The 315-nt window shown below is 76.5% G+C and carries 1 protein-coding gene; it reads left to right on the top strand.

Annotated elements, in window-relative coordinates; translation table 11 throughout:
* Window positions 1-314: hypothetical protein (locus ADK52_RS43520; protein WP_234343658.1), on the top strand; the 314-nt coding region annotated here is incomplete at its 5' end.
* Window position 315: the final 1 nt, after the last annotated feature.

The raw sequence follows: 315 nt of genomic DNA, 5'->3' as shown, positions 1-315 counted from the left end.
CCCTCTGCATCGACAACGCACGCCGCTACACCCGCGAGCCCACCCTGGCCCTGGCCCTCCAGGAGGGCCTGCTTCCCCTCGGCGTGCCCGAGCAACTGGTGGGCCCGAGTGTGGGCCCCTTCGCCTTGCGCCTCCCCGATCGGGCCGGCCTCACCGCGTCCGGGCCGCACCGCAGCGTCGATGGGCCCGAACACGGAACCCCAGCCCACCACCAGGGGGTGGGGGCGTACGGGCGCCCGGCGCCCGGCGTCGTCCAGGCCGGCGAAGAACCGGGCCACGTCGTGCGGCGAGGCGCTCGCCGGGTCGGGCAGTGAC

The sequence above is a fragment of the Streptomyces sp. WM6372 genome, assembly GCF_001279655.1.
Taxonomy (GTDB): domain Bacteria; phylum Actinomycetota; class Actinomycetes; order Streptomycetales; family Streptomycetaceae; genus Streptomyces.
The sequence above is the reverse complement of the archived record's forward strand: the minus strand, read 5'-3'. Positions and strand labels throughout refer to the sequence as shown.